The sequence below is a fragment of the Pseudomonas oryziphila genome, assembly GCF_003940825.1.
GTDB classification, from domain to species: Bacteria; Pseudomonadota; Gammaproteobacteria; order Pseudomonadales; family Pseudomonadaceae; genus Aquipseudomonas; species Aquipseudomonas sichuanensis.
Map to the genome: position 1 here is coordinate 382,662 of NZ_CP034338.1, position 24,466 is coordinate 407,127.

The window sequence follows — 24,466 nt, forward strand, 5'->3', positions numbered from 1 at the left end:
GAATGTTTCTGGATAAAGCATGAAAATACTGATCATTGGCCCCAGCTGGGTCGGCGACATGGTGATGGCGCAGACTTTGTTCCAGTGCCTGAAACAGCAGCACCCCGACTGCGAGATCGATGTGCTGGCCCCCGAGTGGAGCCGGCCGATCCTCGAGCGCATGCCGCAAGTGCGCCAGGCCTTGAGCTTCCCGCTCGGCCACGGCGCGCTGGAACTGGCTACCCGCCGGCGCATCGGCAAGTCGCTGGCCGGCCAGTACGACCAGGCGATCCTGCTGCCCAACTCGCTCAAGTCGGCGCTGGTGCCGTACTTCGCCGGCATCCCCAAACGCACCGGCTGGCGCGGCGAAATGCGCTACCTGCTGCTCAACGACGTGCGCAAGCTGGACAAGGCGCGCTACCCGCTGATGATCGAGCGCTTCATGGCCCTGGCCTACGCACCGGGCACCGAACTGCCGCAACCTTATCCACGCCCCAGCCTGCAGATCGAGGCCCAGAGCCTTGATGCGGCCGTGGCCAAGTTCAACCTGCAGCTGGACCGCCCGGTACTGGCCCTGTGCCCCGGTGCCGAGTTCGGCGAGGCCAAGCGCTGGCCGGCCGAGCATTACGCGCAAGTCGCCGATGCCATGATCCGCCAGGGCTGGCAGGTGTGGCTGTTCGGTTCGAAGAACGACCACCCGGTGGGCGAGCAGATCCGCGAGCGGCTGATCCCGGGCTTGCGTGAAGAATCGTACAACCTGGCCGGCGAAACCTCGCTGGCCGAGGCCATCGACCTGATGTCCTGCGCCAACGCCGTGGTCTCCAACGACTCCGGCCTGATGCACGTGGCCGCCGCCTTGAACCGCCCGCTGGTGGCGGTGTATGGCTCGACTTCGCCGGGCTTTACCCCGCCGCTGGCCGAGCAGGTCGAGGTGGTGCGCACCGGCATCGAGTGCAGCCCCTGCTTCGACCGCACCTGCCGCTTCGGCCACTACAATTGCCTGCGTCTGCTCGAGCCGGCCAAGGTGATCGCCGCCCTGCACCACCTGGGCGGGCCAAACCTGATCGATAGCGTGGCAGAGGTCGACTGAGTGCGGGTCCTGATCATCAAGACGTCGTCCCTGGGCGACGTCATCCACACCCTCCCGGCGCTCACCGACGCCGCCCACGCCATCCCCGGCATCCGTTTCGACTGGGTGGTGGAAGAGGGCTTTGCCGAGATCCCCAGCTGGCACCCGGCGGTCGACCAGGTGATCCCGGTGGCCATCCGCCGCTGGCGCAAGAACCTCTGGCAGACCATCAGGAGCGGCGAGTTCAAGGCCTTCAAGCAACGCCTGCGGGCGCGCAAGTACGACCTGGTGATCGACGCCCAGGGCCTGGTCAAGTCGGCCTGGCTGACCCGCTACGTGAAAGCGCCGGTGGCCGGGCTCGACCGCTATTCGGCCCGTGAAGGCCTGGCCAGTCGGTTCTATGACCGGCGCCTGTCGGTCGCCGTCGGCCAGCACGCCGTCGAGCGCGTGCGCCAGCTGTTTGCCCTGGCCCTGGCCTACGACCTGCCCGAGGGCCTGGGCAACTACGGCCTGGACCTCAACCGCCTGCAACTGCCGCCAGCGGCGCCCTACGTGGTGTTCCTGCATGGCACCACCTGGGCCACCAAACACTGGCCGGAAGCCTACTGGCGCGAGCTGGCCGAACGCATGGGCCGGCGCAAGCTGCAGGTGATGCTGCCGTGGGGCAACCCGGCGGAGAAGGCCCGCGCCGAGCGCATCGCCCAGGGCTTGAATAACTGCCAGGTGCTGCCCAAGTTGAACCTGGTCGGCGTCGCCCGCGTGCTGGCGGCCGCCAAGGCCTGCGTGGCGGTCGATACCGGCCTGGGCCACCTGGCCGCTGCGCTGGATGTGCCGACCATTTCGCTGTTCGGCCCCACCAACCCTGGTTTGACCGGTGCCTACGGACGCGCCCAGATCCACCAGGCGAGCAACTTCCCCTGCGCCCCGTGCCTGCAGAAGAAGTGCACCTACAAACCGAGCGCCGAGGATCTGCGCCGGTTCGATCTCAAACGCGAGTGGCCGCTGTGCTTCACTCGCCTGAATCCCGAGCATGTAGCGGGCCGCTTGAGCGCGCTGCTGCTGGCTGAGGATGTTCGTTGATGCAACTGGCTTTCGTGCTCTACAAATATTTCCCTTTTGGCGGGCTGCAGCGCGATTTCATGCGCATCGCCCTGGAGTGCCAGAAGCGTGGCCACCAGATCCGCGTGTACACGCTGATCTGGGAAGGTGATATTCCGCCGGGCTTCGAGGTGCTGGTGGCGCCGGTCAAGGCGCTGTTCAACCACCGCCGCAACGAGAAGCTCAGCGCCTGGATGGCGGCGGACCTGGCCAAGCGCCCGGTCGACCGCCTGATCGGCTTCAACAAGATGCCGGGGCTGGACGTGTATTACGCCGCCGACGGCTGCTTCGAGGACAAGGCCCAGACCCTGCGCGGTGGCCTGTACCGCCGCTGGGGCCGCTACCGCCATTTCGCCGAATACGAGCGGGCGGTGTTTGCCAAGGATGCCCACACCGAGATCCTGATGATCTCCGAAGTGCAGCAGCCCCTGTTCATCAAGCACTACGACACCCCCGAGGCACGCTTTCACCTGCTGCCGCCGGGGATCTCCCAGGACCGCCGCCGCCCGGCCGATGCCGACGCCATCCGTGCCGAATTCCGCAAAGAGTTCGGCCTGGCCGACGACGAGCTGCTGCTGGTGCAGATCGGTTCGGGCTTCAAGACCAAGGGTGTGGACCGCAGCCTCAAGGCCCTGGCCGCGCTGCCTTCGGCCCTGCGCAAGCGTACCCGGCTGATGGTCATCGGCCAGGACGACCCCAAGGTGTTCCAGCTGCAGAGCGCCACCCTGGGCCTGGGCGAGCAGGTGCAGTTCCTCAAGGGCCGCAGCGATATTCCGCGTTTCCTGCTGGGCGCCGACCTGCTGATCCACCCGGCGTACAACGAAAACACCGGCACCGTGCTGCTCGAAGCGCTGGTCGCCGGCCTGCCGGTGCTGGTCTCGAAGGTGTGCGGCTACGCCCACTACATCGCCGAGGCCGACAGCGGCCTGGTGCTGGACGACCCCTTCGAGCAGGAGCAGCTCAATAGCTACCTGCAACGCATGCTCGAAGACGCCGAAGCCCGCGCGGCCTGGTCGCGCAATGGCGTGGCCTTTGCCGACAGCGCCGACCTGTACAGCATGCCGCAGCATGCCGCCGACGTGATCCTCGGTCAGGAGACCGCATGAAGCTGATACTGGCCGAACCGTTCAAGCGCCTGTGGGCCGGGCGCGACCCGTTCGAGGCCGTCGAGCAGCTGCAAGGCGAGGTGTACCGCGAGCTGGAGGGCCGCCGCACGCTGCGTACCGAGGTCGATGGCGCGGGCTTTTTCGTCAAGATCCACCGTGGCATCGGCTGGGGCGAGATCTTCAAGAACCTGTTCAGCGCCAAGCTGCCGGTGCTCGGCGCCGGCCAGGAATGGCGGGCCATCCAGCGCCTGCACGAGGTCGGTGTGCCGACCATGACCGCGGTAGCCTACGGCGAGCGCGGCAGTAACCCGGCCACCCAGCATTCGTTCATCGTCACCGAAGAGCTGGCGCCGACCGTCAGCCTGGAAGACTTCAGCCTCGACTGGGTTCGTCAGCCGCCCGAGCCACGGCTCAAGCGTGCGCTGATCGCCGAAGTGGCGAAGATGACCGGCGGCATGCACCGCGCCGGCGTCAACCACCGCGACTGCTACATCTGCCATTTCCTGCTGCACACCGACCGCCCGGTGACGGCGGATGACTTCAAGCTGTCGGTGATCGACCTGCACCGAGCACAGACCCGGGCGACAATCACCCGGCGCTGGCGCGACAAGGACCTGGCTGCGCTGTACTTTTCGGCACTGGATATCGGCCTGACCCGCCGTGACAAGCTGCGCTTCCTGCGTGGCTACTTCCAGCGCCCTTTGCGCGAAGTGCTCAAGGAGGAAGCCGCACTGCTGGCCTGGCTGGAAAGCAAGGCGCAGAAACTCTATGAACGCAAGCAACGCTATGGGGATGCGCTCTGATGGCGGGTTGGACACTGGCGCCGGGCTACGAATGGCTGGCGGCGGACTTCGGTAGTTTGAACACGGTATTCGCCCTGCAGGGCGAACACCTGACCCGCGACCCGCTCAGCGAGGTCATCCGTGTGCAGCGCGACGGCGTCTGGTATTACGTCAAGCGCTACACCGGTGCCGGCAAGCACATGCGCCGTTACCTGGGGCGTCCGCGGATCAAGGCCGAATGGCAGAACCTCAAGCAGTTCGCCAAGTGGGGCATTCCCACCGCCGAGGTGGTTGCCTGGGGCCTGGAACGCAACGGCCTGGCCTTTGGCCGTGGGGCGATGATCACCCGCGAGCTGCCGAACACCGAGGACCTGTCGGCGTTGGCCGAGCGCAACGACCCACGTTTGCAGGATCGCGCCTGGGTCGACCATGTCAGCCGCCAGCTGGCCCGGCATACCCGCGAGATGCACGACCATCACTTCGCCCACAACGACCTGAAGTGGCGCAACCTGCTGGTGGACGATCAGGGCACGCTGTTCTTCATCGACTGCCCGACCGGCGATTTCTGGCGCGGCTTCATGCTCCGTCACCGGCTGATCAAGGACCTGGCGTGCCTGGACAAGGTCGCCAAATACCACCTGTCGGCGACCCAGCGCCTGCGCTTCTACCTGCAGTACCGCCGTCACGCGCGCCTGACTGCCCGCGACAAGCGGCGCATTCGCCAGGTGCTGAGCTTTTTCGAGGGAAGGGAATGACCGATTACCTGGCCAGCGCCGACCAGGCGCTGCTCAAGCGCCATGGCCTGAGCGATTTCGAAGCGCTGTGGGCGCTGCAGCTGGACGCCGTGGACGAGCCCAATACCGGCCGTGGCGGCTGGAGCAGCGTGTTCCGCCTGGAGCTGGAGGGCAAGGGCTACTACCTCAAGCGCCAGTGCGACTACCTGACCCGCAGCCTGCAACGGCCGTTTGGCGAACCGACGTTCGCCCGAGAATTTCGCAACATCAGCCGCTACCAGAAACTGGATATCCCGGCGTTGCAGGCGGTGTTCTTCGGCGAGCGCAAGCAGGCCGGCCAGCACCGTGCGATCCTCATGACCCGCGCGCTGGACGACTGGAGCGACCTTGAGCGTTTGCTGGAGCAATGGCCGCAGCTGCCCGAGGGGCAGCGCCGGGGCATCCTGCAGGCTTGCGGCCAGCTGGCCCGCACCCTGCACGGCGCCGGGCAGATGCATGGGTGTTTCTACCCCAAGCACATCTTCCTGCGCGAGCGCCGCGAAGGCTGGCAGGCGCAGCTGATCGACCTGGAGAAGACCCGCCCGCTGTTGTTCGGCCAGCGCGACCGGGTCAAGGACCTGGAGCCGCTGTTGCGTCGCGCCCGTGCCTGGAGCGAGGCGGATGTGCGCGAACTTCTCGGTGCCTACCTGCAACAGCCGGTGGACAGCGCGCAGGTGAATGCCTGGCTGCAACGCCTGACGCAACGCCGTCGCCATAAAGAGGCCCGCTGATGCACCTGTCCGAACTGAAGGACCTCGGGCGCAGCCCGTCGTTGCCGCTGACCGTCACCCTCGCCGATGCTGCGGGCATGGCCGACCTGCAACTGCTCAGCCTGCTGCGCGTGCTGCCCGGCCAGCGCTATGTCGGCGCCGGTATCTGGCGCGGCACCCCGGTGCTGGCCAAGCTGCTGGTGGGCGCTAACGCCGCCCGCCATTTCCAGCGTGAGCTCGATGGCGTGCGCCTTTTGGCCGAACAAGGCCTGACCACGCCGCAATTGTTGGCCGATGGCCTGAAGGAAGGCGAGGGCGGCTGGCTGCTGTTCGAGTACCTCGATCACGCCGAAAGCCTGGCCGATGCCTGGGCCGCAGTGGAGCACCTGCCGATGCTCGCCGACGAGCAGCATGCGGTGCTGGGCGAGGCGCTGACGGCAGTGGCGCAGATGCACGCCAAGGGCCTGTGGCAGGAAGACCTGCACCTGGACAACCTGCTGCGCCAGGAGGGCCGGGTGTACCTGATCGATGGCGCTGGCATCAAGGCCGAAACCCCTGGCCAGCAACTGTCGCGTCAGCGTGTGCTGGAAAACCTCGGGGTGCTGTTCGCCCAGTTGCCCAAGCGCCTGGAACCGTTCATCGAAGAGGCGCTGGTGCATTACCTGCTGGCCAACGGCGAGCACGCGCTGCCGCTCGAAGCCCTGCTGAAGCAGGTGGACAAGGTGCGCAACTGGCGCTTGAAGGATTACCTGGAGAAGGCCGGGCGCGAATGCACGCTGTTCAGCGTCAAACGCACCCTGTCGGGCTTGCGCGCGGTGCGTCGCCCACAAGCCGAGGCGCTGCTGCCGGTGCTGGAGCAGGCCGATGCGTTGATCGACCAGGGCCACCTGTACAAGACCGGCGGTGCGGCGAGCGTCGCGCGGGTCGAGGTGGGCGGACGCACGCTGGTGCTCAAGCGCTACAACATCAAGAACACCGCGCACTGGTTCAAGCGCTTCTGGCGCCCGAGCCGGGCCTGGCATTCGTGGATCGAAGGCCACCGCCTGGAGTTCCTCGAAATTGCCACGCCACGCCCGCTGGCAGTGCTGGAAACCCGCACCCTGGGCCTGCGCAACCGCGCCTACCTGCTGACCGAGTATGTCGATGGGCCGGACCTGACCGCCTGCTTTGCGCCGTTCGTGGACAGCGGCGACGCGCCGGATGAGCAGGTCGAGGCGCTGGTGCAGCTGATGCAGCAGCTGATCCGCGAACGCATCAGCCACGGTGACTTCAAGGGCCACAACCTGTTCTGGGACAACGGCCGCTGGTCGCTGATCGACCTCGATGCCATGTGCCAGCATGCCACCCAGCTCAGCTTCGCCCCGGCATTCGGCCGTGACCGCGCGCGGCTGCTGCGCAACTGGCCGCGCAGCAGTGCGTTGTATCAGCGGCTGGATCAGGTGCTGCCGCGCTTGGCGGAACACTGATCGAAGATCTAGCGTGGGAGCGGGCTTGACCCGCGATGCAGCCAGCACATGGGATGGCACCGGCTACGCCGGTGTTCGCGGGGCAAGCCCGCTCCCACGATCAAGACCGCTGAGGCCAGGGTCTGTCTAGCGTCGCCAGAACCCGCTCAGGCCCAGCACAGCCGAAGCCCCCAGGCCGATCCAGGCCAGGCTATCCCAGACCCCATCCCCGAGCAGCGCGGCGAACAGCCCGACGGAGCTCAGCAGCGCCACCAGCGCCGGCCAGGCGAAGATCCGCCCGGTGCTTTGCGAATTGTGGCTCATGCCCGCGCCTCCTTCGCTTTGCGCCGCTTGCCCCACCACAGGTACAGGCCGCTGCCGAGCACGATGATGGTCAGCACGTCGAGCACGGCCCAGAGGATCTGCATCGGCCGCCCGCCGTAGTCACCAAAATGCAGCGGCTGTGACAGGCCCATGGCGTCCATGTACCACGGGCGCTCGCCGACCGCGGTCACATGGAGCGTGCGGGCGTCGATCAGTACTGGGGTGAACAGGTGCGAGGTCAGCGGCGTGGCGCCATTCATGAACACCGCGTAGTGGTGCTCGCTGGAAAAACGTGTGCCGGGGAAGGCGATGAAATCCGGGCGCATGCCAGGGGCGGCTTGTTCGGCGATATGCAGCAGCTGCGTGGCCGGTGCGCGCTCGGTGAGGGGCGGCGCCTCGCGATAGGGCGCGACCATGGCCGCCAGGCTGTCGTTGCGCCAGGCGGCGATGACCAGGTCGGACAGTGCGCTGATCACCCCGGTGACGCCCACCACCAATGCCCAACTGAGGGTGACCACGCCGATCAGGTTGTGCAGGTCGAGCCAGCGCAGCCGTGATGATTTTTCGTGGCGCACGGTGGCGAACTTCAGGCGGCGCATGAACGGCGCGTAGAGCACGGTGCCGGAGACGATCGCCAGCACGAACAACACGCCCATGAAAGCCAGCAGCAGCTTGCCCGGCAGCCCGGCGAGCATGTCCACATGCAGGCGCAGCATGAGCATCATGAAGCCGCCGTTGGCAGCCGGCATGGCCACCGCCTCGCCGGTGCGGGCGTCGAGCATGAAGGTGTGCGAGTCGTTCGGGTCGGTGCCGGCGGTGGCGGCGGTGATCGCCACCACGCCATTGGGTTCGTCTTTCTCGTAACCGAAGTACTGCATCACCTCGCCGGGGCGGTGCTGCTCGGCCTTGAGCACCAGCAGCTGCAGGTCCAGGTGCGGGGTGCCTGCGGGCATCTCGCGCAGCTCTGGGGCTTCGCCCAGCAGGTGCTCGATCTCGTGGTGGAAGATCAGGGGCAGGCCGGTGAGGGCGAGCAGGAGCATGAAGAGGGTGCAGATGAGGCTGGTCCAGGTGTGGATCGCTGACCAGCGGCGGATGGTTGAGCTTTTCATCACGGTACCGTTTACGTCTGTTGGACCGTGGGGCTGCTGCGCAGCCCTTTCGCCGGCAAGCCGGCTCCCACCATGCGATCCCTGTGGGAGCCGGCTTGCCGGCGAAAGGGCCGCGCAGCGGCCCCGGTCACTCAGAACTTGTAGGTGGCGCTGGCGACGACGCTGCGCTGGTCGCCGTAGTAGCAGTAGAAGCTGTCGCAGGTGGAGATGTAGTCCTTGTCGAACAGGTTGGTCGCGTTGAGCGCCACCGACGCGCCCTTGAGGCTGTTGTCCAGGCGGCCGAGGTCGTAGTGCACCGAGGCGTCGAACACCGTGTAGGCGTCGGCCTTGCCCAGCCAGGTGTTGCCCTGGTCGCCATAGGTATTGCCGGTGTAGCGCGCGCCGGCACCGATGCCGAAGCCATCGAGCACGCCGCTGTGCCAGGTGTAGTCGGCCCACAGCGAGGCTTGCTGGTTGGGCATCAGTTGCAGGCGGTTGCCTTTGTACTGGCCATCCTGCACTTCGGACTTGGCCAGGGTGTAGGCGGCGATCACCTTGAGGTTTTCGGTGACGTCGGAGGTGGCTTCCAGCTCAAGGCCGCGCACCTTCACTTCGCCGGTCTGGCTGGTGACCGGCACCGCGCCGACGAAGCTGGTGACCGAGACGTTCTTCTGGGTCAGGTCATACACCGCTGCGCTGAGCAGGGTGTTGGAGCCGGGTGGCTGGTACTTGATGCCCAGTTCCCACTGCTGGCCTTCGGTTGGCTTGAGCGAGTTGCTCGAGGTGACGTCGGCCTTGCTGGTGGGCTGGAACGACTCGGCGTACGACAGGTAGGGCACCAAGCCCGAGTCGAACACGTAGCTGATCGCCGCGTTGCCGCTGAACTTGCGGTTGAGCTGGCTGTTGTCGGTGTCGTCCTTGATGAAGTGGGTATCGGTCTTCACCCAGTCCTGGCGGCCACCCAGGGTCAGGCGCCAGTTGTCGAGGGCCATCTGGTCCTGGATGTAGAGGCCGGTCTGGCGGGTTTTCTGGTCGTAGTCGTAGAACGCGTCGGAACGTGGCGGGCGGGTGATGGGCGCGCCGGTCACCGGGTTGTTCACATTGATGTCGGTGGCGCTGCCAAAGATCGCCGTGTAGTTGTTGTTCATGCGCTGGTGGTCCAGGCCGAGCAACAGGGTATGGCTGACGGCGCCGGTGTCGAAGTCGCCCTGCAGGTTGTTGTCGACGGCGAACTGGCTGATGTCCTCGTCGACGTTGGTGGTGCCGCGGCCGGTGTTGCCCTGGTCGTCCACGACAAAGCCAAAGGCGGCGAAGGCCGGGTTGTAGCTGCGCACGGTGACGGTCTGGAACGACAGGTCCGACTTGGTGTAACGCAGGTTCTGGCGGAACTGCCAGACATCGTTGATGCGGTGTTCGAACGCATAGCCCAACGCGTAGTAGGTGCGGTCGTAGAAGTCGTAGTCCGGATCGCCGAGGTTCTTGTGGTGGGAGATATCACCGAACGGCATCGAGATCTTGGTGCCCTGGATCGGGTAGAACTGGCTGGTGACGCCGGTGTCGTCACGGGTGAACTGGCTGAGGAAGGTCAGCTTGGTGTCGTCGTCGATGTTCCAGGTCAGGCTCGGCGCAATGTTGTAGCGCTTGTTCTCGATGTGGTCGATCTGCGTGTCGCTGTCGCGCACCACACCGCTGACGCCATAGAGGAACTGGCCCTGGTCGTCGATCTTGCCGGTGCTGGCGAAGTTGATCTGGCGATGGTTGTCGCTGCCGTACTGCACCTGGATCTCGTGGGCGCTTTCGGCTTGCGGGCGGCGGCTGACCATGTCCAGCAGGCCGCCGGGCGGGGTCTGGCCATACACCGACGAAGCCGGGCCGCGCAGCAGGGCCAGGCGGTCGAGGTTCCAGGTTTCGGCTTTCGGGTTGGCGTACACGCCGCGGGGCAGCGGCAGGCCATCGAGGAACTGGGTTGGCTCGAAGCCGCGCACCAGCATCCAGTCATAGCGGGTGTCGCTGCCGTAGCTGGCGGAGACGATGCCCGGCATGTATTTCACGGCGTCATCGAGGCTGTGCACGCCGCGGTCGTTCATTTGCTGGCGGGTGGCAACGGAGATCGAACGCGGTGCTTCCACCAGGGCGGTGTCGGTCTTGGTGCCGGCGGCGGTGCGCTTGGCGAGGTAGCCGTCTACCGGCCCCCAGGCGCTTTCGCTGTCGCTGGCGGCGTTGACGGTGGTTTCCGGCAAGGCCAGGGCCGTTTCGGGGACGGCCACCAGGCTGTAGCTGCCGGCGCTGCTTTGCTGCAGTTGCAGCCCGGTGCCGCGCAGGGCGGCCTGCAGGGCGCCGAGGGCGTCGTACTGGCCGCTGACCGGGGCCGAAGTGCGGCCGCTGACCAGGGCCGGGTCCAGGGCCAGGGTGATGCCGGCCTGGCTGGCGATCTGGTTCAGGGTGCTGGCCAGTGGTGCGCCGGGCAGCGCGTAGGTGCGCAGCGCCGACTGTTCGGCGGCGAACAGGGCGGGGCTGGTCAACGGGGCGGCCAGGCCGATGGCCAAGGCCATCAGGCTGGGGCGAAGCAAGGCATCAACAGCGCGGGACATGCGGCGGCTCCTCGACGGATAAGTGCTATCTGCTTCCTTGCCGAGTGAGTTTTGAAAAGTGACAGGGGGTGGGGGGAAAAAGCTGAAAGTTGCAAGCTTCAAGCTTCAAGAAAAAGCGGGATCTGCGGTGACCCGCTTTTTCTTGAAGCTTGCAGCTCGAAGCTTGCAGCTGCCTCAGCGTGCGCTGACGGTTACCCACCACGGTGTATGCCGCTCGATCTTCACCGGCAGTACCGGTTGCAGCGAGGCCAGCGCCAGGTCGGTGTTGGTCAGCGGGAAGCTGCCGCTCACGCGCAGGTCGGCGACCTCGTCGGCCACCCCCAGGTGGCCGCTGCGGTACTGGCCAAGGGTGGCCACCAGGTCGGCCAGGCGCACGTTGTCGACTACCAGCATGCCGCGGGTCCAGGCATCGGCACCGACCGGTACCGGGCTGACCGCGCCCAGGCCTTCGCTGTTCATCAGCACTTGCTGGCCTTCGCGCAGTACCTGCTCGTCGCCACTGTCGCGAGGTTTGGCGGCCACCGACGATTGCAGGACTTCCAGGCGGGTGCCGTCGGCTTCGCGCTTCACCAGGAAACGTGTGCCCAGCGGGCGCAGGCGGCCATCGGCGGTGCGTACTTGCAGTGGGCGGCTGTCCTCATGCCCGGTTTCCACGGATATCTCGCCCTGGTGCAGCACGATCAGCCGTTGTTCGCCCTGGAAGTCGATATCCACTGCGGTGTGGCTGTTCAGGCTCAGCAGCGTGCCGTCTTCCAGGCGCAGGGTGCGTAGTTCGCCGGTGGCGGTGCGTTGGTCGGCCAGCCAGTAGTCCGGCGACAGCGAGGGCATGCCGGCCCAGGCCAGCACGCCGCCGAGCAGCAGCATGCCGGCCAGCCCGCTGAGCCGTCGGCGCATGCTGGCGCGCGACTGCAACAGGGCATGGCGGGCGGGGCCGGCGGCAGTGTTGAAGCGCTGGTCGAGCAGGCTCAGTTGCAGCCAGGCGCGGGCATGCTCTTCGTGGGCGGCATGCCAGCGCATGAATTCGTTGCGTTCGTCGGGGCTGCCGCTGCCTTCGTCCAGGCACAGCTTCCAGGCGATGGCGGCGTCCAGCACGGTGCTGGAGACGGGGCTGTTGTTCATGTCGGCTGCCCGTACAGGGCGATGTAGCACTGGCGCATGCCTTGGGCGATGTACTGGCGCACTCGGGACACCGAAACCCCCAGGCGCTGGGCGATTTCGGCATGGCCGAGGCCGTCCAGGCGGTTGTGCAGGAACGCGGCGCGCGCCTTGCTCGACAGCTTGCCGAGCAGGCGGTCGATGGCCTTGAGGTCTTCGAGGATCAGGTATTGCAGTTCTGGCGAGGGCTGTTCGGCTTCGGGCAACAGCGCAAGTTCCGCGAGGTAGGCCTGTTCCAGCGCGGCGCGGCGGAAGTGGTCGAACAGCAGGCCCTTGGCCACGGCAACCAGGAATGCGCGGGGTTCGCGGGGGGTGTCCAGCCGATCACGGCCGAGCAGGCGCACGAAGGTGTCCTGGCTCAGGTCTTCGGCGCGCTGGCGGCAGGCCGTGCTGCGTTGCAGCCAGGCGAGCAGCCAGCCGCGATGGTCGCGGTACAGCGCGCTGACCAGTTCGGCGTGTGGGCTCTGCGCAGACGTCAAGGAACGTCCCCCGATAAAGAATGCGTTAACTAACGATAATTATTCGCGATTGTCGCAGAGCCAGGGGTGGGGGCGCAATTGACGCTTATCGGATTGCCATTACGGTTGGATGCTTGCCATCTGTGCAGGAGCGGCCTTGCCGGGGCACTCGACCGGTGGGAAAGGGGCTGCCTTGCAGCTCTTCGCGGGTAAACCCGCTCCCACAGGATTGCGCACAATCTCAAGCCAACACTGTACCTGTGGGAGCGGGTTTACCCGCGAAAGGCCTACAGGGTGACATGAATCGCGGCCGTTAGAAGCCGTGACTCGGCATTTTGCGCCGACGCCACTGTTTAAGCCTTTGCTCCAGCTGCAACGGGCTGTCCAGTTGCTGGCGGCGGGCCTGGCTGAACAGGATCAGGGCCAGCTCGGCGGTTACCTGGGCGTCGGCACTGGCATGGTGGCGGGCTTGGACTTCGAGGCCGAAACGGGCGATCCAGTCATCCAGCCCGGCTTCACGCAGCACCGTGTCGGGGTTGAGCATGGGGGCCAGCTCCGCCACATCGAAAAACGGGTGCCGCAGGCGCAGGCCAAGGCTGTCCTGCAGCGCCCGCGCCAGCATGTGCTGGTCGAACGACGCGTGGAACGCCAGCACCGGGCTGTCGCCAATGAACGCCATGAGGTCGAGCAAGGCTTCTGCCGGATTACAACCGGCGGCCAGGGCGCTGGGGCCGAGGCCGTGGATCAGCACACTGGCGTTGGTCTTCTGCTCGGGGCGGTGCAGGGTGCGCTCGAACTGCTGGCCGAGGTCGATGGCACCATCCTCGATAGCCACCGCGCCGATCGACAGCACCTGGTCGCGGTTGAGGTTCAGGCCGCTGGTTTCCAGGTCGAGCACCACCCAGCGCTGCTCACGCAGGGAGCACACGGCCAGTGGCGCAGGCCCGGGCAGGGTGGCCAGGCGCTGGTGCTGGTGATCGTCCAGCGTGGGCGCCGGTGGGCGCAGCCAGGCGAACAGGTTCACAGCTGGTACCGCAAGGCCAGGCTGCTTTGCAGGCGCTGGGCCTGGCGCAGGGATTCGCGCAGGATGCGCCTGTCCAGGTGGTTGAGGCTGTCTGGGTCGAGGCGGTTGGAATACGCCAGGTTGGCGCGGGTCTGGCGCTGGTGTTGCTGCATGCGGGTCTGCTGGATGAAGTGGTAGGCCTCCTCGAAGGCGGCGCCGTCGAGTGCGTCGATGACGCCCTTGGCGACCAGTTGGCGCAGGCGCTCGAGGGTGTTGCAGGCTTTGATGCCATGGGCCAGGGCCAGCAGCCGCGCGCCGTCGACGAAGGGCGTCAGGCCCTGCACCTTGAGGTCGAGGGTGGCGGCCTTGTCGTCACCCTGGCGGGTCAGTACGAACTCGCGCAGGCGCCCCACCGGCGGGCGTTGGCGCAGGGCGTTGTCGGCCATCATGCGCTGGAAGATGCGGTTGTCGGCCACCTGTTCGAGCAGGCCTTGGCGCAACTGTTCACAGCCTTGTTCATCGCCCCACACGACGCGCAGGTCGAAGTAGATGCTCGAGCCCAGCAGGTTCTCCGGGCTGGCCTCGCGCACGAAGCCGGCGAAGCGCCACGCCCACTCGCTGCGCGACAGGCACAACTCGGGGTTGCCGGCCATCACGTTGCCGGTGCAGAGGGTGAAGCCGCACTGGGCGAGGTTGTGGTTGATGTGCTGGGCCAGCGGCAACAGCCTGGCGCGGATGGCGTCGGCTTCGGCGCGGTCGCGAGCTTCGAAGAGGATGCCGTTGTCCTGGTCGGTGTGCAGGGTCTGTTCGCGGCGGCCTTCGCTGCCGAAGCACAGCCAGCTGAACGGCACGCCCGGGTCGCCGCGTTCGGCGATGGCCAGTTCGATCACCCGGCACACGGTGTGGTCGTTGAGCAGGGTGATGATCTGGGTGATCTGGGTCGAGGAGGCGCCGTGGGCGAGCATGCGTTCGACCAGTTGGCCGATCTCGCCACGCAACGACACCAGGCTGTCCAGCCGCGGGGCGTGGCGGATGGTGCGCGCCAGGTGCACCAGGTCGACCCGTTGCAGGGAGAACAGGTCGCGCTCGGAAATCACCCCGCACAGGCGCTGGTTGTCCACCAGGCAGACGTGGGCGATATGCCGTTCGGTCATGGCCATGGCGGCGTCGAAGGCGCTGGCCTGGGGGCTCAGGTAGAACGGCTTGGCGGTCATGTAGCGGTCGATCGGCGCGGTCAGCTCGGCGCTGGCATCGGCGACCACCTGGCGCAGGTCGCGCAGGGTGAAGATGCCGGTGGGGTAGCGTTGCGGGTCGACGATGACGATGCTCCCGACCTGTTGTTCGTGCATCAGCCGCACCGCTTCGCGCAGGGGTGTGTCGGGGCTGCACACCACCGGGTGGCGCATGGCCAGTTCGCCCAGCGGGGTGTTCAGCGAATACTGGGTGCCCAAGGTCTCGACCGCTTTCTGGCGCACCTGCTGGTTGACCTGGTCGAGCAGGCTGCTGACCCCGCGCAGGGCGAAGTCGCGGAACACGTCGGACAGGGAGAACACGCGGATGAACGCGGCTTTGTTCAATTGCAGGCAGAAGGTGTCTTCGCCTGCCAGGTGCTCGGTGCGGGTGGCGCGTTCGCCCAGCAATGCGGCCAGCGGGAAGCATTCGCCGCCGGTGATCTCGAAGGTGGTCTCGGTGCCCGGCCGGGTGACGTGCTGGCGCTCGCCGACCACACGGCCCTGCTTGACGATGTAAAAGTGCTCGACCGGGCCGTCGCTGGGCTTGATGATGCTTTCGCCAGCCGCGTAGAAGCGCAGCTGGCACTGCTCCACCAGGTAGGCCAGGTGGCTCTGTTCCATCTGATTGAACGGCGCAAAGCGCTGCAGCAACTGCAGGGTGCCCTGGATGTTCTGCTGCACTGCGGTTTTGCCCGCCTGGCGGTAGGCGTCCTTTTTGCTCATGAAGCTGACCGTTTCGCTACGCCGAACTATATATATCTATCTATAGGGCTCGGCTTTGTTGTTCTCGGCCTCCATGGTCGGCTGGCCGCCTTGTGGTGCCCATTGGACGTAAGTCTAGAGGCACTGATGGCAAGGCCCCGACGAAAGGCGCACAGGGCGGTGCGGGTTTAGGGTCTTAGGGTTTGAGCGAGATTTTTGACGAGACGACCATGGCTGAGCATGACGACATATTGAGTGACGCCGAGCGTGAGGCGTTGGCCGTGGTGAGCGCGCCGGTGGCGCCCAAGCCGGTGGTACTGGTGGTGGATGACAACCCGGTGAACAGCCAGGCGCTGAGCTTGTATTTGAAGTCCAAGGGTATCGACAGTGTGACCGCAGGCAGTGCCAAGGATGCCCTGAAGATGGTGAGCGGAAAGTTGCCCATTGGCTTGATGATCACTGACCTGCGTATGGAGCCTAAGGATGGACTGGAACTGATTCGAGATATTCGTGGGTCGGAGCGGGCAGCTTTGTCGATCATCGTGGTGTCGGGCGACACCGATGTGAAGGAGGCGGTGGACGTGATGCACCTGGGGGTGGTGGATTTCCTGCTCAAGCCGGTGGACCTGGGCAAGTTGCTGGAGTTGGTGCGGCGGGAGCTGAGATTGGAGCAGGGCTGAAAACGATCGCGGGGCAAGCCCGCTCCCACGAAGTAACTCGTGGGAGCGGGCTTGCCCCGCGATGCGTTGCTGGCTGATTACAGCCCGTTACGCGCCTTGAACTCGCGGCGACGACGGTGCAGCACTGGCTCGGTGTAGCCGTTTGGCTGCTTGGCACCTTCAACCACCAGCTCGATAGCCGCCTGGAACGCGATGTTGTCATCGAAGTTCGGCGCCATCGGGCGGTACTGGGCGTCACCGGCGTTCTGCTTGTCCACCACCGCGGCCATGCGCTTGAGGCTTTCCAGCACCTGCTCCTGGGTGACCACGCCATGGCGCAGCCAGTTGGCCAGCAGCTGGGCCGAGATGCGCAGGGTGGCGCGGTCTTCCATCAGGCCGACATCGTTGATGTCCGGCACCTTCGAGCAACCTACACCGTGGTCGATCCAGCGCACCACGTAGCCGAGGATGCCCTGGGCGTTGTTGTCCAACTCGTTGCGGATCTCGTCGGCCGACCAGTTGGTGTCGGCGGCCAGCGGGATGGTCAGGATGTCGTCCACCGAGGCCGGGGCACGCTGGGCCAGCTCGCGCTGACGAGCCTGCACGTCGACCTTGTGGTAGTGCAGGGCGTGGAGGGTGGCGGCGGTCGGCGATGGTACCCAGGCGGTGTTGGCGCCGGCCAGCGGGTGGGCGATCTTCTGCTCGAGCATCGCGGCCATCAGGTCGGGCATGGCCCACATGCCTTTGCCGATCTGCGCACGGCCTTGCAGGCCGGTGGCCAGGCCGACGTCGACGTTGTTGTTCTCGTAGGCGCCGATCCACTTCTCGTTCTTCATGGCGCCCTTGCGCACCACGGCGCCGGCTTCCATGGAGGTGTGGATTTCGTCACCGGTACGGTCGAGGAAGCCGGTGTTGATGAACACCACGCGCTCGGCGGCGGCCTTGATGCAGGACTTGAGGTTGACCGTGGTGCGGCGCTCCTCGTCCATGATGCCGACCTTGACGGTGTTGCGTTTCATGCCCAGCAGGTCTTCGACGCGGCTGAAGATTTCGGCGGCGAAGGCCACTTCTTCCGGGCCATGCATCTTCGGCTTGACGATGTACACGCTGCCGCTGCGGGTGTTCTTGCGGCTGGTGTTGCCGTTGAGGTTGTGCAGGGCGATCAGGTTGGTGAACAGGCCGTCCTGGATGCCTTCGGGGATTTCGTTGCCCTGTGCGTCGAGGATCGCTGGGTTGGTCATCAGGTGACCCACGTTGCGCACGAACAGCAGCGAACGGCCGTGCAGGGTGACGCTGCCGCCGTTGGGGGCTGCGTATTCGCGGTCCGGGTTCATGGTGCGGGTGAAGGTCTTGCCGCCTTTGCTCACGCTTTCGGCCAGGTCGCCTTTCATCAGGCCCAGCCAGTTGCGGTAGACGATCACCTTGTCAGCGGCGTCGACGGCGGCGACCGAGTCTTCGCAGTCCATGATGGTGGTCAGCGCCGATTCCATCAGGATGTCTTTCACGCCGGCGGCGTCGGTGCTGCCGACCGGGGTACTGGCGTCGACCTGGATCTCGAAGTGCAGGCCGTTGTGCTTGAGCAGCACGGCGGTCGGTGCGGCGGCGTCGCCGTGGAAACCGATCAGTTGGGCGTCGTCGCGCAGGCCGCTGTTGCTGCCGCCCTTGAGGGCCACGACCAGCTTGCCGCCTTCGATGCGGTAGGCGGTGGAGTCGACGTGGGAGCCGGCCGCCAGTGGCGCGGCTTCGTCGAGGAAGGCGCGGGCGAAGGCGATCACTTTGTTGCCACGCAGCTTGTTGTAGCCCTGACCCTTTTCGGCGCCGCCTTCATCGCTGATCACGTCGGTGCCGTACAGCGCGTCATACAGCGAGCCCCAGCGGGCGTTGGCGGCGTTCAGGGCGAAGCGAGCGTTCATCACCGGCACCACCAGCTGTGGGCCGGCCATGTGGGCGATTTCTTCGTCGACGTTTTGCGTGGTGGCCTGGAAATCGTCTGCTTGTGGCAGCAGGTAGCCGATTTCCTGGAGGAATGCTTTGTAGGCTGCGGCGTCGTGGGCCTGGCCTTTGCGTGCCTGGTGCCAGGCATCGATCTTGGCTTGCAGCTCGTCGCGCTTGGCGAGCAGGGCTTTGTTCTTGGGAGCGAGGTCTTTGATGATCTCTGCCGCCCCGGCCCAGAACTTGTCGGCTTCGATGCCGGTTCCAGGGATCGCTTCGTTATTGACGAAGTCGTACAGGGCCTTGGCGACCTGAAGGCCACCGACTTGAACGTATCCAGTCATTGCTTGCCTCACCTCTGCTCAGCTATTTCGCTTTCGCTCTTCTGTATTAAGCCTGTAGCGCTTCTCTAAACACGGCACCAGTGCATGCACTCGTCGGGCGAGCGCGGCTGGGTGCGGCTCGCCAGACTGGCTGGCGGGCGGCTCGCGTATTTTCACAGGCGCCTTGGCAGACATCCAAACGACGCTTTGTAGTCCGCGTCGACGCATACTACATGAAGCAGCAGGCAGGTAAACATCAGACTAAAAGCGTCGCTGCGTGACCGATAAGTCGCGTAGGGTCACGCCGGGAGAGGGTATGTTCGCAAAAAACAGGTGGATTGTTCCAGATAAATCTTGAAACAGTACACGATTGGTCGGCCAGACTGTCCTGCGGCAGGTTGCCGCGCCTTGCCTATACTGATTCGGTCCCTGTTGTTCGGCCGTTTGACACGGCCCTGACCGAACCTGAAGGAGTGGCCTGTGGACCATCTCGTACTCACCGTGATCGCCCCCGACAAGGCCGGGCAGGTCGAACGTATTGCCCAATGCATCGCCGATCACAGCGGCAACTGGCTGGAGAGCCGTATGTCGCGCATGGCCGGGCAGTTCGCCGGGATCCTGCGGGTGGCGGTGCCTGCAGAGAACTACGACGAACTGGTCGTGTCGCTCAATAAATTGTCGAAATACGATATTCGCGTGCTGATCGCCGAGAGCGGCATCGAGCCGTCCTGTACCTGGAAGCCGATCGCCATGGAGCTGGTGGGCAACGACCGGCCGGGCATTGTCCGTGATATCACCCGGTTGCTGGCGGAGCAAGGGGTCAACGTCGAGCGTTTGAGCACCGAGGTGCGGCCGGCGCCGATGAGCAGCGAACCGCTGTTCCATGCCGACGCCCTGCTGGCGCTGCCGTTGACCTTGGCATTGGATGATTTGCAGCAGCGGCTGGAGAGCCTGGCGGATGACCTGATGGTGGAGTTGAAGCTGCGGCCGGAGGAGTGAGGCGAGTTGGTCGGGGCTGCTGTGCAGCCCATCGCCGGCAAGCCGGCTCCCACAGTCTTGGAATGAGCACGCCCCTGTGGGAGCCGGCTTGCCGGCGATGGGGTGCGAAGCGCCCCTAGCTTTATCCAGATCCGACGGGGATGCTCCTGTGGATAACCTGGGGGCGTACCGCTACAGCCCAACAACGGTGCAGGCTGGCGAGATTTGAGCAAAAAACACCCAGTAATCAGTAGCTTGTGCACAAACCACGGGGACGAGGGTGTGGATAACCTCTGGAGCGCTTGCTGCAGGCCAAGCACGGCGTGGCCTGCAGGGGTTTGAGCATTATTTGATCAGTCGCGCTTGCGCAAACTGAGCCAGGCATCGACGCTGTACACGGCCAGGCCTGCCCAGATGCAGGCGAAGGCCATCAATGTGCTGGACGACAAATGCTCGCCGAACAGCAGCACCGCCTGCAGCAGCACCAGAGTCGGCGCCAGGTACTGCAGGAAGCCCAGGGTGGTGTACGGCAAGTGACGGGCGGCGGCGTTGAAGCATACCAACGGCACCAGGGTCACCGGGCCGGCGGCGATCAGCCACAGCGCTTCGCTGCTGCTGAAGAAGTCCAGGCTGGCGCTGTTGGCGGTGGGGTGCAGCAGCAGCCAGCCGATGGCCAATGGCACCAGCATCCAGGTTTCCACCACCAGCCCCGGCAACGCGGCCACTGGCGCCTGTTTACGAATCAAGCCATAAAAGCCGAACGACAGCGCCAGTGCCAGCGACACCCATGGCAGGCTGCCGACCTGCCACACCTGCTGTGCCACACCCAATGCCGCCAGCCCTACCGCCAGCCATTGCAGACGGCGCAGACGCTCGCCGAGCAGCAGCATGCCCAGCAGCACATTGATCAGTGGGTTGATGTAGTAGCCCAGGCTGGCCTCGAGCATGCGCCCGTTGTTCACAGCCCACACGTACGTCAGCCAGTTGCCGGCGATCAGCGTGCCGCTCAGGGCCAGGATGGCCAGGCGGCGCGGGTTGTCGCGCAGTTCGCGCCACCAGCCGGGGTGTTTCCACACCAGGAGCAGCAACGAGCCGAACAGCGCCGACCACAGCACCCGATGGACGATGATTTCCACCGCCGGGACGCTCTGGATGGCTTTGAAGTACAGGGGGAACAGGCCCCAGATGATGTAGGCGCCGAGGCCCAGAATGTACCCGCGGCGCGGGTTGGCGGCGTGCATGCAGAATCCTTGCTTAGGTAGCTAAATAACGCGACGCCCATTGTAGACAGAGCGCGCTGTGCTTCTAGAACAATTTCAGCGGTTGTTCATCCAGCGCAGCCATCTGTTCGCGCAGCGCGAGGATCTGGTCGCCCCAGTAACGCGGCTGGCCGAACCAGGGGAAGCTTGGCGGGAACGCCGGGTCGTCCCAACGCCGCGCCAGCCAGGCGCTGTAGTGCAGCTGGCGCAGGGCGCGCAGGGGCTCGATCAGGGCCAGTTCGCGGGGGTCGAAATCGTGGAATTCGTTGTAGCCGTCGATCAGTTCGGCCAGCTGGCCCAGGCGCTCTTCGCGGCTGCCGGCGAGCATCATCCACAGGTCTTGTACCGCCGGGCCCATGCGGCAGTCGTCGAGATCGACGACGTGGTAGGCCTCGTCGCGGTGCATCAGGTTGCCGGGGTGCAGGTCGCCGTGCAGGCGGATCAGCTTGTGCGGGGTACGTGCGTAGATGTCCTCGACGCGCTTGAGCAGGTCACGGGCCACCGATTCGAAAGCTGGAAGCAGCTCGCGGGGGACGAAATTGCCTTCGAGCAGGGTGCGCAGGGAGGCGTGGCCAAAGTTGTCCACAGCCAGTTGTTCGCGGTGTTCGAAGGGGCGGGTGGCACCGACTGCGTGCAGGCGGCCGAGCAGTTGGCCGAGGCGGTAGAGCTGGTCGAGGTTGCCCGGCTCGGGCGCATGCCCGCCGCGGCGAGGGAACAGGGCAAAGCGAAAGCCCTGGTGCTCGAACAGCGAACGGCCGTCGTGCTGCAGCGGCGCTACCACCGGCACCTCGCAGTCGGCCAGTTCGGCGCTATAGGCATGCTCTTCGAGAATGGCTGCGTCGCTCCAGCGCCCCGGGCGGTAGAACTTGGCGATCAGCGGCTGCGCGTCCTCGATGCCCACCTGGTAGACCCGGTTTTCGTAGCTGTTCAGTGCCAGGACGCGGGCATCGCTGAGAAAGCCCAGGCTTTCCACGGCATCGAGCACGAGGTCGGGGGTGAGGGTGTCGAAGGGGTGGGACATACAGGGCTCCAGGCGCGGGGACAGCGTGGGCGCATGGTAGCGCATTCCTCGCGGCAACCGCGGGGCTGCGCTATACCGGTACGCCCAGCAGTACATAGGAGGGATGGAACTGCACCCGGATCTCGCAGCCTGCCCGTACCTGATGCTGCTCCAGCCATGGCTGCTCGGCGATCGCGCACAAGGTCTGGCCGTTGCCCAATACCAGGCGCACTTCGCGTTGCTCGCCGTCATCGGCCAGGACTTCCTCGACCGTGGCCTTGAGGCAATTGCTGCCGTGCTCGGCCTGCTCATCGGCGCCCAGCAACTGCAGCCAACCCGCTTTGAGCAGCGCCAGCACCGTGGCGCCCAGGGTCAGCTCGAGCCGTTCGGTACTGCCACGGGTGATCAAGGCTTCAATCTCCAGCCCGCCGCCGAGGGTCAGGCTGATACGGTCATGCCGGCCTTCGCGGCGCAGGCCGCTGATCCGCCCCTGCAACTGGTTGCGGGCACTGGTGCGCAGCATCAGACGGCCGAGCAAGTCGAGGTCGCTGCTGTGCTCTGCGGCTTCGAGCATCTGTGTCTGCAAGGCTTGCAGGCGCTGGTACAGGCGCAGCACGCGTTCGCCCTCGGCGGACAGCCGTGCACCGCCACCACCACGGCCGCCCGTGATGCGCTCGACCAGCGGCTGGTCGGCGAGGTTGTTGAGCTCGTCGATGGCGTCCCAGGCGGCCTTGTAACTGATGCCAGCGGCCTTGGCGGCGCGGGTGATCGAGCCTTGTTCGGCGACATGCTGCAGCAGGGCAATGCGCTGCGGGCGGCGGGCGATGTGCTGGGTGAGCAGGGCGGGCAGGGACATGGGCGGGGTTCGGTTGTGCGGAAGATCCCGCGACGTTGCCGCCCGCACCCGGTCAAGTCAAGCCTGATCGGGCCTTGGCGTGCGCGCCAGGCAATAGATGTCGACGCGCCGGGCGCCCTGTTTGCGCAACAGGCTGGCGATGGCCTGGGCGGTGGCGCCGGTGGTCAGCACATCATCGATTACCGCCAGGTGCAGGCCTTCGACATCAGCGCCCGGGGCGAGGGCGAAGGCCTGGCGCAGGTTGCGCCGCCGGGCCTTGGCCCCCAGGGCCTGCTGGGCCTGGGTGTCGCGTGTGCGTTCGAGCAGCTGTTCGTCGCAGGGCAGTTGCAGTTGCGTGGCCAGCCAGCGGGCCAGCATCGCCGCCTGGTTGAAGCCGCGTTGGCGCAGGCGGCGGCTGGCCAGGGGGACGGGCAACAAGCGATCAGGCCGTGGCAGGTGTTCGTTGAAGCGATGTTCCAGGGCCTGGCCGAGCAACTCTGCCATCAGGCGGCCCATCGGCCACTGGCTGTTGTGCTTGAAGCGGCTGATCAGGCTGTCGATCGGAAAGCCGTAATGCCACAACGCAACGACCTGGTGGAACGCCGGTGCGCGGCGGCGGCAGCTGGCGCAGGTAAAGCCGTCCATCGGCAGTGGCAGCCCGCAGCGGCGGCATTGTTCGTGGAGCCAGGGCAGTTCGCTTTCGCAGGCCATGCACAGTGGCCAGGGCTGTTGCGCGGGTTCGTCGCAGAGCAAACAGCCGTGATCAATATTTATACACTTGTAAACCAGTGCTTTTATGTTTGGTTGACAGTCCATGGTCCTTCCGTAAATATGCGGGCTATCCGTGATGCGCTGGCGGGCTTTCCTGTCCCGGCGTCAGTCAGACCATAGATAAGGAAACGCCGATGAGCGCCAGCACAATTGCAACCACACGTCACGACTGGTCCCTGGCCGAGGTCAAGGCGCTGTTCCAGCAGCCGTTCAACGACCTGCTGTTCCAGGCGCAGACCATGCATCGCGCGCACTTCGACCCCAACCGCGTACAGGTATCGACCTTGCTGTCGATCAAGACCGGCGCCTGCCCGGAAGACTGCAAGTACTGCCCGCAGTCCGGCCACTACAACACCGGGCTGGAAAAACAGAAGCTGATGGAAGTGCAGAAGGTGCTGGAAGAAGCCGCCCGGGCCAAGGCCATCGGCTCCACCCGGTTCTGCATGGGCGCTGCGTGGAAGCACCCGTCGGCCAAGGACATGCCCTACGTGCTGGAGATGGTCAAAGGGGTCAAGGCCATGGGCCTGGAAACCTGCATGACCCTCGGCAAGCTCGACCAGGAGCAGACCCTGGCCCTGGCTCAGGCCGGCCTGGACTACTACAACCACAACCTCGACACCTCGCCGGAGTTCTACGGCAGCATCATCACCACCCGTACCTACAGCGAGCGCCTGCAGACCCTGGCCTACGTGCGTGATGCCGGCATGAAGATCTGCTCCGGCGGCATCCTCGGCATGGGCGAGTCGCTGGACGACCGCGCAGGCCTGCTGATCCAGCTGGCCAACCTGCCTGAGCACCCGGAATCGGTGCCGATCAACATGCTGGTCAAGGTCGCCGGCACGCCGTTGGCTGAAGAGGAAGACGTCGACCCGTTCGATTTCATCCGCATGCTGGCCGTGGCCCGCATCCTCATGCCCAAGTCCCACGTGCGCTTGTCCGCCGGCCGTGAACAGATGAACGAGCAGATGCAGGCCCTGGCCTTCATGGCTGGCGCCAACTCGATCTTCTACGGCGAAAAACTGCTGACCACCGCCAACCCGCAGGCCGACAAGGACATGCAGCTGTTCGCCCGCCTCGGCATCAAGCCCGAAGCCCGTGAAGAGCACGCCGACGAAGTGCATCAGGCCGCCATCGAGCAGGCAGTGGTCGAGCAGCGCAACAGCGCGCTGTTCTACGACGCAGCCTCGGCCTGAG

At 65.6% G+C, this 24,466-nt stretch carries 22 protein-coding genes; 10 read left to right on the top strand and 12 right to left on the bottom strand.

The features are described from left to right. Positions 1-19: 19 nt before the first annotated feature. The 7 genes from waaF to EJA05_RS01890 are packed head-to-tail and all read left to right on the top strand — an operon-like array spanning position 20 to position 6,983. Positions 20-1,069, top strand: coding sequence for a lipopolysaccharide heptosyltransferase II (gene waaF, locus EJA05_RS01860; RefSeq protein WP_125857166.1), 1,050 nt, complete (start codon positions 20-22; stop codon positions 1,067-1,069). Then, positions 1,070-2,128 carry a lipopolysaccharide heptosyltransferase I gene (waaC, locus tag EJA05_RS01865; RefSeq protein ID WP_125857167.1) on the top strand — a complete coding sequence of 353 codons (1,059 nt, stop codon included), beginning with the start codon at positions 1,070-1,072 and terminating at the stop codon, positions 2,126-2,128. After that, positions 2,128-3,252, top strand: a complete 1,125-nt coding sequence (locus EJA05_RS01870; RefSeq protein WP_125857168.1) for a glycosyltransferase family 4 protein — start codon at positions 2,128-2,130, stop codon at positions 3,250-3,252. The genes waaC and EJA05_RS01870 overlap by 1 nt, the downstream gene beginning before the upstream one ends. Then, entirely contained in the window at positions 3,249-4,055 is an 807-nt protein-coding gene (gene rfaP / locus EJA05_RS01875) for a lipopolysaccharide core heptose(I) kinase RfaP (RefSeq protein ID WP_125462302.1), read from the top strand. The genes EJA05_RS01870 and rfaP overlap by 4 nt, the downstream gene beginning before the upstream one ends. Continuing rightward, on the top strand, positions 4,055-4,789 hold the full coding sequence (locus EJA05_RS01880) for a lipopolysaccharide kinase InaA family protein (protein WP_125462303.1): 735 nt from the start codon (positions 4,055-4,057) through the stop codon (positions 4,787-4,789). The genes rfaP and EJA05_RS01880 overlap by 1 nt, the downstream gene beginning before the upstream one ends. Further along, positions 4,786-5,538, top strand: a complete 753-nt coding sequence (locus EJA05_RS01885) for a lipopolysaccharide kinase InaA family protein (protein ID WP_125857169.1) — start codon at positions 4,786-4,788, stop codon at positions 5,536-5,538. The genes EJA05_RS01880 and EJA05_RS01885 overlap by 4 nt, the downstream gene beginning before the upstream one ends. Continuing rightward, positions 5,538-6,983 (top strand): lipopolysaccharide kinase InaA family protein, encoded by a 1,446-nt coding sequence (locus EJA05_RS01890; protein WP_125857170.1) that lies wholly within the window; start codon positions 5,538-5,540, stop codon positions 6,981-6,983. The genes EJA05_RS01885 and EJA05_RS01890 overlap by 1 nt, the downstream gene beginning before the upstream one ends. 126 nt (positions 6,984-7,109) lie before the next feature. Here the strand turns inward: EJA05_RS01890 and EJA05_RS28115 are convergent, their stop codons facing one another. From EJA05_RS28115 to EJA05_RS01920, 7 genes are all read right to left on the bottom strand, one after another. Continuing rightward, positions 7,110-7,286 (bottom strand): DUF4175 domain-containing protein, encoded by a 177-nt coding sequence (locus EJA05_RS28115; protein WP_145964608.1) that lies wholly within the window; start codon positions 7,284-7,286, stop codon positions 7,110-7,112. Continuing rightward, complete coding sequence (locus tag EJA05_RS01895; protein WP_125857171.1) at positions 7,283-8,395, bottom strand: PepSY-associated TM helix domain-containing protein; 1,113 nt, start codon at positions 8,393-8,395, stop codon at positions 7,283-7,285. Before EJA05_RS01895 ends, EJA05_RS28115 begins: the two co-directional genes overlap by 4 nt. A gap of 131 nt (positions 8,396-8,526) precedes the next feature. Beyond that, a complete protein-coding gene (locus EJA05_RS01900; RefSeq protein ID WP_125857172.1) occupies positions 8,527-10,965 on the bottom strand; it encodes a TonB-dependent siderophore receptor in 2,439 nt (812 codons plus the stop codon). Between the two features lie 174 nt (positions 10,966-11,139). Then, positions 11,140-12,084, bottom strand: coding sequence for a FecR domain-containing protein (locus EJA05_RS01905; protein ID WP_125857173.1), 945 nt, complete (start codon positions 12,082-12,084; stop codon positions 11,140-11,142). Next, on the bottom strand, positions 12,081-12,599 hold the full coding sequence (locus EJA05_RS01910) for an RNA polymerase sigma factor (RefSeq protein ID WP_125857174.1): 519 nt from the start codon (positions 12,597-12,599) through the stop codon (positions 12,081-12,083). The genes EJA05_RS01905 and EJA05_RS01910 overlap by 4 nt, the downstream gene beginning before the upstream one ends. A 292-nt stretch (positions 12,600-12,891) precedes the next feature. After that, positions 12,892-13,602, bottom strand: coding sequence for a 3'-5' exonuclease (locus EJA05_RS01915; protein ID WP_125857175.1), 711 nt, complete (start codon positions 13,600-13,602; stop codon positions 12,892-12,894). Then, positions 13,599-15,536 carry a putative nucleotidyltransferase substrate binding domain-containing protein gene (locus tag EJA05_RS01920; RefSeq protein WP_125857176.1) on the bottom strand — a complete coding sequence of 646 codons (1,938 nt, stop codon included), beginning with the start codon at positions 15,534-15,536 and terminating at the stop codon, positions 13,599-13,601. The genes EJA05_RS01915 and EJA05_RS01920 overlap by 4 nt, the downstream gene beginning before the upstream one ends. Before the next feature lie 209 nt (positions 15,537-15,745). Between EJA05_RS01920 and EJA05_RS01925 the strand changes: the two genes are divergently transcribed. After that, on the top strand, positions 15,746-16,195 hold the full coding sequence (locus tag EJA05_RS01925; protein ID WP_125857177.1) for a response regulator: 450 nt from the start codon (positions 15,746-15,748) through the stop codon (positions 16,193-16,195). A gap of 77 nt (positions 16,196-16,272) precedes the next feature. On the opposite strand, the gene EJA05_RS01930 is transcribed toward EJA05_RS01925, so the two are convergent. Then, entirely contained in the window at positions 16,273-18,450 is a 2,178-nt protein-coding gene (locus tag EJA05_RS01930; protein WP_125857178.1) for a malate synthase G, read from the bottom strand. Between the two features lie 459 nt (positions 18,451-18,909). Between EJA05_RS01930 and EJA05_RS01935 the strand changes: the two genes are divergently transcribed. Further along, the gene (locus EJA05_RS01935; protein ID WP_125462313.1) at positions 18,910-19,428 is read left to right on the top strand and encodes a glycine cleavage system protein R; all 519 of its coding nucleotides are present in this window, start codon (positions 18,910-18,912) and stop codon (positions 19,426-19,428) included. 332 nt (positions 19,429-19,760) lie between these two features. Here the strand turns inward: EJA05_RS01935 and rarD are convergent, their stop codons facing one another. The 4 genes from rarD to EJA05_RS01955 form a co-directional block, all read right to left on the bottom strand. Beyond that, positions 19,761-20,648, bottom strand: coding sequence for an EamA family transporter RarD (rarD, locus tag EJA05_RS01940; protein ID WP_125857179.1), 888 nt, complete (start codon positions 20,646-20,648; stop codon positions 19,761-19,763). A gap of 64 nt (positions 20,649-20,712) precedes the next feature. Continuing rightward, a complete protein-coding gene (locus EJA05_RS01945) occupies positions 20,713-21,687 on the bottom strand; it encodes a serine/threonine protein kinase (protein ID WP_125857180.1) in 975 nt (324 codons plus the stop codon). Positions 21,688-21,757: 70 nt separating this feature from the next. After that, positions 21,758-22,522, bottom strand: a complete 765-nt coding sequence (locus tag EJA05_RS01950; RefSeq protein WP_125857181.1) for a TOBE domain-containing protein — start codon at positions 22,520-22,522, stop codon at positions 21,758-21,760. 57 nt (positions 22,523-22,579) lie between these two features. Next, on the bottom strand, positions 22,580-23,317 hold the full coding sequence (locus EJA05_RS01955) for a ComF family protein (protein WP_125857182.1): 738 nt from the start codon (positions 23,315-23,317) through the stop codon (positions 22,580-22,582). An 89-nt stretch (positions 23,318-23,406) separates the two neighbouring features. Between EJA05_RS01955 and bioB the strand changes: the two genes are divergently transcribed. After that, on the top strand, positions 23,407-24,465 hold the full coding sequence (gene bioB / locus EJA05_RS01960) for a biotin synthase BioB (RefSeq protein WP_125857183.1): 1,059 nt from the start codon (positions 23,407-23,409) through the stop codon (positions 24,463-24,465). Position 24,466 lies beyond the last annotated feature (1 nt).

Excerpts from the sequence above, each read along its gene's own strand:
- waaF (WP_125857166.1), top strand. The coding sequence starts at position 20 with ATGAAAATACTGATCATTGGCCCCAGCTGGGTCGGCGACATGGTGATG.
- EJA05_RS01870 (WP_125857168.1), top strand. The coding sequence starts at position 2,128 with ATGCAACTGGCTTTCGTGCTCTACAAATATTTCCCTTTTGGCGGGCTG.
- rfaP (WP_125462302.1), top strand. The coding sequence starts at position 3,249 with ATGAAGCTGATACTGGCCGAACCGTTCAAGCGCCTGTGGGCCGGGCGC.
- EJA05_RS01880 (WP_125462303.1), top strand. The coding sequence starts at position 4,055 with ATGGCGGGTTGGACACTGGCGCCGGGCTACGAATGGCTGGCGGCGGAC.
- EJA05_RS01885 (WP_125857169.1), top strand. The coding sequence starts at position 4,786 with ATGACCGATTACCTGGCCAGCGCCGACCAGGCGCTGCTCAAGCGCCAT.
- EJA05_RS01890 (WP_125857170.1), top strand. The coding sequence starts at position 5,538 with ATGCACCTGTCCGAACTGAAGGACCTCGGGCGCAGCCCGTCGTTGCCG.
- EJA05_RS28115 (WP_145964608.1), bottom strand. The coding sequence starts at position 7,286 with ATGAGCCACAATTCGCAAAGCACCGGGCGGATCTTCGCCTGGCCGGCG.
- EJA05_RS01895 (WP_125857171.1), bottom strand. The coding sequence starts at position 8,395 with ATGAAAAGCTCAACCATCCGCCGCTGGTCAGCGATCCACACCTGGACC.
- EJA05_RS01900 (WP_125857172.1), bottom strand. The coding sequence starts at position 10,965 with ATGTCCCGCGCTGTTGATGCCTTGCTTCGCCCCAGCCTGATGGCCTTG.
- EJA05_RS01905 (WP_125857173.1), bottom strand. The coding sequence starts at position 12,084 with ATGAACAACAGCCCCGTCTCCAGCACCGTGCTGGACGCCGCCATCGCC.
- EJA05_RS01920 (WP_125857176.1), bottom strand. The coding sequence starts at position 15,536 with ATGAGCAAAAAGGACGCCTACCGCCAGGCGGGCAAAACCGCAGTGCAG.
- EJA05_RS01925 (WP_125857177.1), top strand. The coding sequence starts at position 15,746 with ATGGCTGAGCATGACGACATATTGAGTGACGCCGAGCGTGAGGCGTTG.
- EJA05_RS01930 (WP_125857178.1), bottom strand. The coding sequence starts at position 18,450 with ATGACTGGATACGTTCAAGTCGGTGGCCTTCAGGTCGCCAAGGCCCTG.
- rarD (WP_125857179.1), bottom strand. The coding sequence starts at position 20,648 with ATGCACGCCGCCAACCCGCGCCGCGGGTACATTCTGGGCCTCGGCGCC.
- EJA05_RS01945 (WP_125857180.1), bottom strand. The coding sequence starts at position 21,687 with ATGTCCCACCCCTTCGACACCCTCACCCCCGACCTCGTGCTCGATGCC.
- EJA05_RS01950 (WP_125857181.1), bottom strand. The coding sequence starts at position 22,522 with ATGTCCCTGCCCGCCCTGCTCACCCAGCACATCGCCCGCCGCCCGCAG.
- EJA05_RS01955 (WP_125857182.1), bottom strand. The coding sequence starts at position 23,317 with ATGGACTGTCAACCAAACATAAAAGCACTGGTTTACAAGTGTATAAAT.
- bioB (WP_125857183.1), top strand. The coding sequence starts at position 23,407 with ATGAGCGCCAGCACAATTGCAACCACACGTCACGACTGGTCCCTGGCC.